We start from the raw sequence: 758 nt of genomic DNA on the forward strand, positions 1-758 counted from the left end.
CCGCCACGGGAGCGTCCGATCCCGTGATCAGGCGGCTCGAACCACGGATTCTTGTGATTCGGCAGGGCCCCCTGTGTCCCGGGCGAGAGTGGCACCGTGCTGATGGACACGCGCGATGGTCGAGTCGATCGAGACGACCCAGTCGATCTTCCCGGCAGCGTCGGCCTGCTTCTGCACCTCGGCGAGCAGCTTCTCCCAGGTGCCGTCCTCGGCCCACCGGTTGAACCGCTTGTAGATCGAGTTCCACTTCCCGAACCGCTCCGGCACGTCCCGCCACGGCGCCCCGGTGCGGTACTTCCACGCCATGCCCTCCACCGCAAGGCGGTGATCCGCCCACGGCCGAGACCTTCCCGTCGGCACCGGCATCAGCGGCTCCATCACAGCCCACACCTCGTCAGAGACCTCGTGTCGCGTCACCGTTCAAGACTCGCCCACCGGAACCCGAAACCACTTGATCAACACGGCCTAGTGGTGTAGCGCGCGGTGACCAAGCTCGTCGTTCACGACGTGAGCGCGGTCACCGTGTGATCCTTCGAGGAAACTCTCACATCCCACTCGAACGGAATCATCACGATGACCGCTCCTCATATTGTCGACCTGCGAGCGTGCTCGCCGAAGCCCTGTCCGATGCGTCGCCGGATCTGATGCGCAGCCTGCTGCAGACCATGATCAACGCGCTGCTGTCCGCCGACGTGGACGCCGTCGTCGGCGCCGAATGGGGCAAGCCCAGCGCTGACCGTGTCGCGCAACGCAACGGG

At 65.7% G+C, this 758-nt stretch carries 1 protein-coding gene and 1 pseudogene; one reads left to right on the forward strand and one right to left on the reverse strand.

Annotation, left to right across the window (positions count from 1 at the left end):
- Positions 1–27 precede the first annotated feature (27 nt).
- On the reverse strand, positions 28–417 hold the full coding sequence (locus AS96_RS14595) for an IS5 family transposase (RefSeq protein WP_036291411.1): 390 nt from the start codon (positions 415–417) through the stop codon (positions 28–30).
- 156 nt (positions 418–573) lie between these two features.
- Between AS96_RS14595 and AS96_RS14600 the strand changes: the two are divergent.
- Positions 574–758: pseudogene (locus tag AS96_RS14600) on the forward strand (transposase); the annotation flags it as partial.

Origin of the sequence: Microbacterium sp. MRS-1, from assembly GCF_000585455.1 — a bacterium.
Taxonomy (GTDB): domain Bacteria; phylum Actinomycetota; class Actinomycetes; order Actinomycetales; family Microbacteriaceae; genus Microbacterium; species Microbacterium laevaniformans.